7 protein-coding genes and 1 pseudogene are annotated in these 9,285 nt (G+C 62.8%); 4 read left to right on the top strand and 4 right to left on the bottom strand.

Annotation, left to right across the window (positions count from 1 at the left end):
* Window positions 1-390: LysR family transcriptional regulator (locus tag DBR18_RS24390; protein WP_146188791.1), on the bottom strand; the 390-nt coding region annotated here is incomplete at its 3' end.
* Between the two features lie 160 nt (window positions 391-550).
* Here DBR18_RS24390 and DBR18_RS24385 point away from each other — a divergent pair.
* The gene (locus DBR18_RS24385; protein WP_108592234.1) at window positions 551-3,577 is read left to right on the top strand and encodes an FAD-binding and (Fe-S)-binding domain-containing protein; all 3,027 of its coding nucleotides are present in this window, start codon (window positions 551-553) and stop codon (window positions 3,575-3,577) included.
* On the opposite strand, the gene DBR18_RS24380 is transcribed toward DBR18_RS24385, so the two are convergent.
* The 3 genes from DBR18_RS24380 to DBR18_RS24370 form a co-directional block, all read right to left on the bottom strand.
* Window positions 3,510-4,199: a paraquat-inducible protein A gene (locus DBR18_RS24380; protein WP_108592233.1), complete on the bottom strand. Its 690-nt coding sequence runs from the start codon at window positions 4,197-4,199 to the stop codon at window positions 3,510-3,512. The two genes, DBR18_RS24385 and DBR18_RS24380, sit on opposite strands and share 68 nt — an antisense overlap.
* Window positions 4,196-4,792: a paraquat-inducible protein A gene (locus DBR18_RS24375; RefSeq protein ID WP_108592232.1), complete on the bottom strand. Its 597-nt coding sequence runs from the start codon at window positions 4,790-4,792 to the stop codon at window positions 4,196-4,198. The genes DBR18_RS24380 and DBR18_RS24375 overlap by 4 nt, the downstream gene beginning before the upstream one ends.
* Window positions 4,793-4,897: 105 nt before the next feature.
* A complete protein-coding gene (locus DBR18_RS24370; RefSeq protein WP_108592231.1) occupies window positions 4,898-5,611 on the bottom strand; it encodes a murein L,D-transpeptidase catalytic domain family protein in 714 nt (237 codons plus the stop codon).
* Between the two features lie 132 nt (window positions 5,612-5,743).
* Here DBR18_RS24370 and DBR18_RS24365 point away from each other — a divergent pair, with 132 nt between their 5' ends.
* The 3 genes and pseudogenes from DBR18_RS24365 to DBR18_RS29835 form a co-directional block, all read left to right on the top strand.
* Window positions 5,744-7,387: a murein L,D-transpeptidase gene (locus tag DBR18_RS24365; protein WP_108592230.1), complete on the top strand. Its 1,644-nt coding sequence runs from the start codon at window positions 5,744-5,746 to the stop codon at window positions 7,385-7,387.
* Between the two features lie 184 nt (window positions 7,388-7,571).
* Window positions 7,572-8,480, top strand: a complete 909-nt coding sequence (glsB, locus tag DBR18_RS24360) for a glutaminase B (protein ID WP_108592229.1) — start codon at window positions 7,572-7,574, stop codon at window positions 8,478-8,480.
* 200 nt (window positions 8,481-8,680) lie between these two features.
* Window positions 8,681-9,285 (top strand): annotated as a pseudogene (locus DBR18_RS29835) (glutamate-5-semialdehyde dehydrogenase); the annotation flags it as partial.

Here is a 9,285-nt window from a genome sequence, read left to right as displayed (position 1 = left end):
CAGGTGCACGGTCATGCCGGGGTGCGCGGTGTAGAAATCCTTGAGACGTGGCAGCAGCCATTTCGAGCCGAAGGTCGGCAGCGTCGCCAGGCGCAAACTGTGTATGCCCGACCCGAACGCCATGGCCTGCAGGGTCGCGCTGCGGATCTGCCCGAGGGCTTCGGCCAGTTCGCGCTGATACATGCGCCCGACATCGGTCAGCACCACTTGCCGCCCTTCACGGCTGAACAGGCGCATGCCGAGCATTTTTTCCAGAATCTGCACCTGACGGCTGACCGCACTCTGCGTCAGCGACAATTCGTGGGCGGCGCGGGTGTAGCTTTCATGGCGCGCGGCGGCCTCAAAGGCCAGCAATAACGACATGGAAGGGGTGAGCGTTCGCGGATTCATTCGTTTTAGTCATGGATTGCAGGTCGATTTTACGTTTGTCTCATGGGCGCCAAGCAATGAACATAAGCACCATGAAATGGCGGGAGCGTGACGCAATCATTCATTGCGCACAACTGTTCACCGCCGCACGGCCCGTTTTTTGACCGAGATTTCCTGACCGATGATTGCCCAGCTGAAACCCGCCACGGCGTTGACCGCCGATTACCAGCAATTCCTCAAAGCCTTGAAGGCCAGCGGTTTTCGTGGCGAGATCAGCGCCGATTACGCCAGTCGCGTGGTGCTCGCCACCGACAACTCGATCTACCAGCGCCTGCCACAAGCGGCGGTGTTTCCGAAGGACGCCGAGGATGTGGCGCGGGTCGCGCGGCTGATCGCCGAGCCGGCCTATCGGCAAGTGGTGATCACCCCGCGTGGCGGCGGCACCGGCACCAACGGCCAGTCACTCACTGACGGCATTGTTGTCGACCTGTCGCGGCACATGAACCGCATACTGGAAATCAACGTCGAACAGCGCTGGGTGCGGGTGCAGGCCGGTGTGGTCAAGGATCAGCTCAACGCCGCGCTGAAATCCGCCGGGCTGTTTTTCGCCCCGGAGCTGTCGACTTCCAACCGCGCCACCGTCGGCGGCATGATCAACACCGATGCCAGCGGGCAGGGCAGTTGCACCTACGGCAAGACCGGCGACCATGTGCTGGAACTCGACATGGTGCTGCGTGGCGGCGAACGCCTGCACGGCGCAGCGCTGGCGGAAGAAGATCTGACGGCGCTGTGCGCCCGCGAAGATCGGGTCGGTGAAGTCTACCGCTGTGCACGGCAGATCATTGACGAGCAGGGCGAACTGATCAAACAGCGCTTCCCGGATCTCAACCGCTGCCTGACCGGCTACGACCTGGCGCACCTGCGCGAGGCCGACAATCGCTTCAACCTCAACAGCGTGCTGTGCGGCGCTGAAGGCTCGCTGGGCTTTGTCGTCGAGGCAAAGCTCAACGTGTTGCCGATCCCCAAACACACGATGCTGGTGAACATCCGCTACGCCGGATTCATGGATGCATTGCGCGATGCCCGGGCGCTGATGGCGCTCAAGCCGCTGTCGATTGAAACCGTGGATTCCAAAGTGTTGCTGCTGGCGATGCAGGACATCGTCTGGCACGGCGTTGCCGAATACTTCCCGCAAAGCGCCGACCGGCCGACGCTGGGGATCAACCTGGTGGAATTCTGCGGCGACGATCCCGAGGATCTGCAACGCCGGGTCGAAGCCTTCCTCGAACATCTGAGCAGCGACGCAACAGTTGAACGCTTGGGGCATACGCTGGCCGTCGGCCAAGCGGCGGTGAACAAGGTCTATGGCATGCGCAAGCGTGCGGTGGGGTTGCTGGGCAACGTTGCCGGTGAAGCGCGGCCGCAGCCGTTCGTTGAAGACACCGCCGTGCCGCCGCAGCATCTGGCCGAGTACATCGCTGAACTGCGCGATCTGCTCGACAGCCACGGTTTGCAGTACGGCATGTTCGGCCACGTTGATGCCGGGGTGCTGCACGTACGGCCGATTCTCGACATGAAGAATCCGCAGCAAGCGGCGCTGGTGCGCCCGGTGTCCGACGGCGTCGCGGCGCTGACCCAGCGTTACGGCGGCCTGTTGTGGGGCGAACACGGCAAAGGCCTGCGTTCGGAATACGCGCCGGCATTCTTCGGTGAGTTGTACCCGGCACTGCAAGCGCTGAAAGCGGCGTTCGACCCGTTCAACCAGTTCAACCCCGGCAAGATCGCCACCCCGGCCAACACCGGCGCGGCATTGCTGAAGATCGACGAAGTGACCCTGCGCGGCGAACTCGATCGGCAGATCGACGAAAAGGTCTGGCAGAGCTACGGCGCGGCCATGCATTGCAATGGCAACGGCGCCTGCTACAACTTCGATCCCGACGACGCCATGTGCCCGTCGTGGAAAGCCACCCGCGAGCGTGCGCAATCGCCCAAGGGCCGTGCGTCGTTGATCCGCGAGTGGCTGCGCTTGCAGGGCGAGGCGGGCGTCGATGTGCTGTCGGAGGCGATCCGTCGTCCGGCATTTTTTAGCAACCTGTGGACACGCTGGCGCAACAGCCGCACGCAGGGCGCAGACTTTTCCCATGAAGTGTACGACGCCATGGCCGGCTGCCTGGCATGCAAATCCTGCGCGGGGCAGTGCCCGGTCAAGGTCAATGTGCCGGAGTTCCGTTCGCGGTTTCTGGAGTTGTATCACAGCCGTTATCTGCGTCCGGCGCGGGATTATCTGATCGCCTCGCTGGAATACAGCATTCCGTACATGGCGCGGATTCCGGCGCTGTACAACGGATTGATGGGCGCAACATTCGTGCGCAAACAGTTGGAGCGTTTCGGTGGAATGGTCGATGTGCCGTTGCTCAGCCGCTTCGATTTCCATGCCGCCCTGCGCCGCTGGAATGTGCAGCCGGCGACCGTGTCCCGACTGTCAACGCTGACCCCGGCCCAGCGCGAACGCAGCGTGGTGCTGGTGCAGGATGCGTTCACCCGTTACTTCGAAGCGCCGTTGCTGGCGGATCTGGCCGAGTTGATTTCGCGGCTTGGCTATCAGGTGTATCTGGCGCCGTTCAGCGCCAACGGCAAGCCGTTGCATGTGCAGGGTTTCCTGTCGGCGTTCAACCGTGCGGCGTTGCGCAATGCCCGGCAACTGCGCGAGCTGGCGGACGTTGGCGTACCGTTGCTGGGACTGGACCCGGCAATGACGCTGGTCTATCGCCAGGAATACCTGAAAGTGCCCGGCATGGACCAATGCCCGGAAGTGGCGCTGGTGCAGGAATGGTTGCTCAAGGTGATGCCGGAGCAGACCGGTGTCGAAGCGCCCCGGACATTCCGTCTGCTGGCGCACTGCACCGAGAAAACCAACGCGCCGGCCGCCACCCGCCAGTGGGAGCAGGTGTTCGAACGGGTCGGTCTGAAACTGGCGACGCAGGCCACCGGTTGCTGCGGCATGTCCGGCACCTACGGTCATGAGGCGCGCAACCGTGAAACGTCGGCGGTGATCTACGAGCAATCCTGGGCGCGGCAGGTCGAGGCACCGGCGGAGCAGGGCGAAGCACTGGCCACCGGGTATTCCTGCCGCAGCCAGGTCAAGCGCCAGTCGGATCGGGCGCTGCGCCATCCGTTGCAGGTGCTGCTTGAGCGGGTGCGTCGCTGAGCGGCTCGTCGTCCGGGGCGTTGTCCCAGATCAGCCGTGGATCGAAACTCATCGCCGAGAACATGGTGAACACCACGACCATGCCGAAAAACAGGATGCCCGGTCGTGGTTCGATGTCGCCCAGCGCCTGGAACTTCACCAGCGCTGCAACCAGTGCGACCACCAGCACGTCGAGCATCGACCAGTAACCGATCAGCTCGACGAAACGGTACAGCTTCGAACGCTCACGGCGCGCCCAGTCGCTGCCACGCTGTACGGTGATCAGCAGCAGCGACAGGGCCACGAACTTGATGCCCGGCACCGCGATGCTGGCGATGAAAATGATCAGCGCAATGTCCCATGCGCCGCCTTCCCAGAACTCCAGCACGCCGCTCATGATCGTGCTGTCGGCGCCGTTGCCCAGCATCATGGTGTTCATCACCGGCAGCAGATTGGCCGGTACGTAGAACGCCAACGCGGCAAACAGATAAGCCCAGGTGCGGGTCAGGGAATTGGTCTTGCGCCGATGCAGCGGTGCTTCGCAACGCGGGCATTCGTGCGGCTCGTCGGTCATGTCGCAGGCCAGCCCGCAGCTGTGACACAGGCACAGGTTCAGTTCGCTGGCGGTCGGTGGTCGCTTCATAGAATGTCCCACAGATCACGAATGTCGCGCCCGGCAATGCGGATCATCATCAGGCTCAGCACGGCCAGGGCGAACAGGCCGATGCCCGGCAGCACATCGAGTAGCCCGGCCAGTTTGAACACCGCCACCATCGCCCCCAGCAGACAGACTTCGAGCATGCTCCACGGGCGCAGCGTTTCCAGCCAGCGCATGCACAACTTGAACCCCGGTGCGCGGCGGGCCGAAAGGGCGAAGCTCAACACCCAGATCAGCAGCACCAGTTGAAAGGCCGGGGCGATGATGATTGAAATCGCCGCGACCATCGCCATGAAAGTGATCGGCCCCTGACTCAGTGCCAGCACTGAATCCCACAGCGTCGCGCTGTTTTTCAGGCCCTTCATGCTGATGCTCATCACCGGGTAGAAATTGGCGAACAGCCAGAGCATGGCTGCAGTGACACTCAACGCCAGACGCTGCTCGACGGTCAGGCCGTTATAACGCTGCAGTACGCCACCGCAACGGGCGCAAAGGGTTTTCTGATGCTTGCCGAGCACGGCTTTTTCATACACGCAATCACAATGCTCGCAGATGATCAGGTGCTGGGTGGGGAACATGGACAAGGCTCGACGACAGGGCACAAGACCTGATCACTATAGACCCTGGATCAGGGCCTCGTCGGCGCGGGTGTCTGACAACGCACAGAGCCTGTCTGCGCGCTGTCAGCTGCCGTGGGTATTGAGAATGCTCGCCACCTGTTGCGGCTGGCAGTTGAGGTACGGCGAGGATTTCAGCCAGCGTTGGTCCGGATACCAGGAAAACATGAACTGGCCGTCTTTCAGTTTGTCGATCACTTGTCTGGCAATCTGTGGTCGCACTGCCGGGCAGCCCTGGCTGCGGCCGATTCGGCCCTGACGCTTGCTCCACAGCGGGTTCACATAGTCGGCGGCGTGGATCACGATGGCGCGGTCGCGGGCCATGTCATTGAAGCCCGGCTCCAGACCGTCCATGCGCAACGAATAACCGTGGGTGCCCTTGTAGCTTTCCTGAGTGCGAAAGAGGCCGAGGCTGGACTGGTAACTGCCTTCGCGGTTGGAAAACTGGGTGGCGAAGTTTTCCCCGGAGTTGGAGCCGTGGGCGACCAGGTCGCGCAGTACCAGTTTCTGTCGGCTCAAATCGAAGATCCACAGCCGGCGCGCGGTGGAGGGTTGCGAATAATCGATGATCGCCAGATGCCGGGAGGGTTTGGCGCCATTGTTGACGGCGCACTGCATGGCATTCAATGCACCTTTCAGCGCCTGGGGATTGAGTTCCGGCGCGGCGTGGGCGAGGCTGGTGAAGAGAACCGGCGATGGGTTGCCGGCGGCGAAAGCTGGGCTGTTCACGACGACAAGGGTCGCGGTGGTCAGCAGAAGTCGGCGCAAAAACGTCAACATTTGGAGAATGTCCTCAGGAATGCCTCATTTGTTACTTTTTCTCCTGACTCCCAGTCATACCCGGCAGGCCGCAGTTCGCACCTGATGTAAGGTTGACCGTCATCAAGACGGCCATGGATTGGAGTAAAGCAGTTGTTCAAAAAGTACGCATGCTACTTGAGCCTTTGTCTGCTCGCTGCGCCGTTTGTCGCTTGTGCCGACGAGCCGTTGCCGCCGCTGGAAACGCTGCCTGCTGTCGCTCCGGTCGAAGCCACGGTCAATCCGCCGATCGAAGCACCGGTGCAGCCGCAGAGCCCGTTGCACGCGGTATTGCTGGGTCTGCCGCAAGCCTGCCCGGCGATTGCCGCGGGCCTCGACGGCGCGGCGCTGCAACAGGTGCAGGCGTTCTATCAACAGCAGGACTGGCTGCCCGTGTGGACCGCCGATGCTGCACGGTTGGCGACCCTGCGCACCCAGATGCAGGCGCTGGCCGACGATGGCCTCAACCCCAAGCGCTATCCGCTGGCGCAGACCCCGCCGCAAGATGGCGAGTTATGCGCCGATATCGACATCAGTCGCTACTACCTGCAAGCCTTGCAGGACCTGCATTACGGTCGGCTGCTGCAAGCGCACTTCGAGCCGCTGTGGCATGCCGATCAGGCCCCGCGCGATCGGCAGGCCGAACTGCTGGCGATCGCCGTGCCGGGCATGCACGACATTGCAGCGGCATTCACTCAGGCGCGCCCGCGTCTGTTGCAGTATCAAAACCTGCGTCATCTCTATGCCGCGCAACGGCAGAAAGCCTTGCCACAGTGGCAGTCGGTGGGCAACGGGCCGCTGTTGCGCCCGGACATGGAGGACAAGCGCGTGCCGGATCTGGCCCGGCGCTTGTACAGCGAAGGGTATCTGCATTCGGTGGTGGGTACCCCGGGCAACGCCTATCAAGGGGTGTTGGTGGAGGCGGTGAAAAGTTTTCAGGCCAATCACTCGTTGCAGGCTGACGGTGTAGTAGGGCCGGGGACGATCGCCGAACTCAATATCAGCCCGCTGACCCGTCGCGAGCAGTTGAGGGTCAACCTCGAACGCTTCCGCTGGATGGCCCAGGACATGGAGCCCGACGGCTTGCTGGTCAACGTCGCTGCCGCCGAACTGACGCTGTATCAGGGCGGCGTGCCGGTGTGGCAGACCCGCACTCAGGTCGGCCGTGCCGAACGTCAGACGCCGCTGCTCAAGTCCAGGGTCACGCGCCTGACCCTGAACCCGACCTGGACCGTGCCGCCGACCATCTGGAAAGAAGACAAGCTGCCGGCGATCCGCAAGGACCAGACCTTCCTCAGCCGCCAGAACCTGCAGGTGCTCGACGCCCACGGCCAGCCAGTGGCCGCCGCGGACATCGACTGGGACAACCCCGGCAATATCATGCTGCGTCAGGACGCCGGACCGCGTAATCCGCTGGGGCAGATGGTCATCCGCTTCCCCAACCCGTTCTCGGTGTATTTGCACGACACGCCGAGCAAGGCGCTGTTCGACAAAGGCCCGCGAGCGTTCAGCTCCGGCTGTGTGCGGGTCGAGCACCCGATGCAACTGCGTGACCTGTTGCTGACCCCGGCCGAACGCACCCGCACCGACACTCTGCTCGCCACCGGCAGCACCCACGAATTCCGCCTGTCGGCACCGGTGCCGATCCTGATGACCTACTGGACAGCGCAGGTCGGCAAGGATGGGCAGGTGCGTTATGCGCCGGACATCTACAGCCGTGACGACGCATTGCTCGCCGGCCTCGACGGCGCACACTGACCGATCCCCTGTAGGAGCTGCCGCAGGCTGCGATCTTTTGACTTTGATTTTGAGTGGCAGGATCAAGATCAAAAGATCGCAGCCTGCGGCAGCTCCTACAGGGTTTTGTGTGATTCCGGAAGCTTGCGCAGCGTCTAGCCCCAGTGTCCCCGCAATCCCATGGGGCGAGACTTCGGAACCCGGCATGCAAGCGCTGTTGAACGAGATTCTTGACGCTGTCCGGCCCCTGATCGGGCAGGGCAAGGTGGCTGACTACATTCCCGCCCTCGGCACGGTGCCGGCCAATCAGTTGGGCATCGCGGTGTATGGCAACGACGGCGAAATGTACTGCGCCGGCGACGCCGAAACGCTGTTCTCGGTGCAGAGTATTTCCAAGGTGTTCAGCCTGGTGCAGGCCATCGAGCATTCCGGCGAGGCGATCTGGGAGCGTCTGGGCCACGAGCCCTCCGGCCAGCCGTTCAACTCGCTGGTGCAACTGGAGTTCGAACGCGGCCGTCCACGCAACCCGTTCATCAATGCCGGCGCGCTGGTGATCTGCGACATCAACCAGTCACGGTTCGCTGCGCCGACCCTGTCGATGCGCGACTTCGTCCGACGTCTGTCGGGCAACCCGCAGATCATGATTGACGGCAAGGTCGCCGATTCCGAATACCAGCACCGCGCCCGCAACGCGGCGATGGCCTACCTGATGCAATCGTTCGGCAACTTCCACAACGACGTCGAAGCGGTACTGCGCAGTTACTTCAGCCACTGCGCCTTGCGCATGAGCTGCATCGATCTGGCCCGGGCGTTCTGCTTCCTCGCCAATGATGGATTCTGCAAGCACAGCGGCGAACAGATCCTCAGCCGCCGCCAGACCCAACAGATCAATTCGATCATGGCCACCAGCGGCCTGTACGACGAGGCCGGCAACTTCGCCTATCGCGTCGGCCTGCCAGGCAAAAGCGGGGTAGGCGGCGGCATCGTCGCGGTCGTGCCGGGGCAGTTCACGGTGTGCGTATGGTCACCGGAGCTCAACGCCGCCGGCAATTCGCTGGCGGGGATGGCGGCGCTGGAAATGCTCAGTTCGCGGATTGGCTGGTCGGTGTTCTGAACCGATCCTCCAAACACCACAAAACTCTGTGGGAGCTGGCTTGCCAGCGATAGCGGTGGTTCAGCAACATCAATGCCGGGCTTGCCGGCTTTATCGCTGGCAAGCCAGCTCCCACAGGTTTGATGGTGTTCGTAGAAGGTGTGTTTCAGCGCAGAATCCGCTACATTTTCCGGCCGCCCCTCATATGGTGAATCCGCTTCATGTCTCTTGCGCTCGAACGTCTAGTCGCTGGCACGCCGATCCCTTTCGCTGGTAACCGCGTGACCGTGGTCAGCCCCGAACTGGCGGCGCGTTTTCAGCCCGGAGACCACCTGCTGGTCGAGCAGGTGAGTGGCGAGCTGTTGCTGATTCCAGTGGTCGATCAACAAGCGGCGGCGGTAGCGATCGAGCGTGCGGAAGCGGCGTTCAGCGCACTGTCGGCGGTGTCCGACGAAGCCATCAGCCGCTTCTTCGATCGGTTCGCACAACGCCTGGAAACCCCGGAATGCTGGGCCTTGATCGAAGCGGCGAACCTGGCCGACATCGAGCGCGCCAAGGCCCGTGGTCGCTCCACCACCCGGCTTCTCGCGGACGAGCGCATGCGCCGCGACATGATCGCCGGCCTGCGCGCCTGGCGAGATGCACCGGCCACACGCGGCAAGGTCATCAGCAGCGTCGAACACGACGGCTGGAAGGTCGAGCAAGTGGTATCGCCGCTGGGCATCGTGGCGTTCGTGTTTGAAGGACGGCCGAACGTGTTCGCCGATGCCGCCGGTGTACTGCGCACCGGCAACACCGCGGTGCTGCGTATCGGCAGCGATGCATT

The sequence above is a fragment of the Pseudomonas sp. HMWF021 genome (assembly GCF_003061005.1).
Classification (GTDB): domain Bacteria; phylum Pseudomonadota; class Gammaproteobacteria; order Pseudomonadales; family Pseudomonadaceae; genus Aquipseudomonas.
The sequence above is the reverse complement of the archived record's forward strand: the minus strand, read 5'-3'. Positions and strand labels throughout refer to the sequence as shown.

Coding starts and splice junctions, on each gene's coding strand:
- DBR18_RS24385 (WP_108592234.1), top strand. CDS start 551: ATGATTGCCCAGCTGAAACCCGCCACGGCGTTGACCGCCGATTACCAG.
- DBR18_RS24370 (WP_108592231.1), bottom strand. CDS start 5,611: ATGTTGACGTTTTTGCGCCGACTTCTGCTGACCACCGCGACCCTTGTC.
- DBR18_RS24375 (WP_108592232.1), bottom strand. CDS start 4,792: ATGTTCCCCACCCAGCACCTGATCATCTGCGAGCATTGTGATTGCGTG.
- glsB (WP_108592229.1), top strand. CDS start 7,572: ATGCAAGCGCTGTTGAACGAGATTCTTGACGCTGTCCGGCCCCTGATC.
- DBR18_RS24380 (WP_108592233.1), bottom strand. CDS start 4,199: ATGAAGCGACCACCGACCGCCAGCGAACTGAACCTGTGCCTGTGTCAC.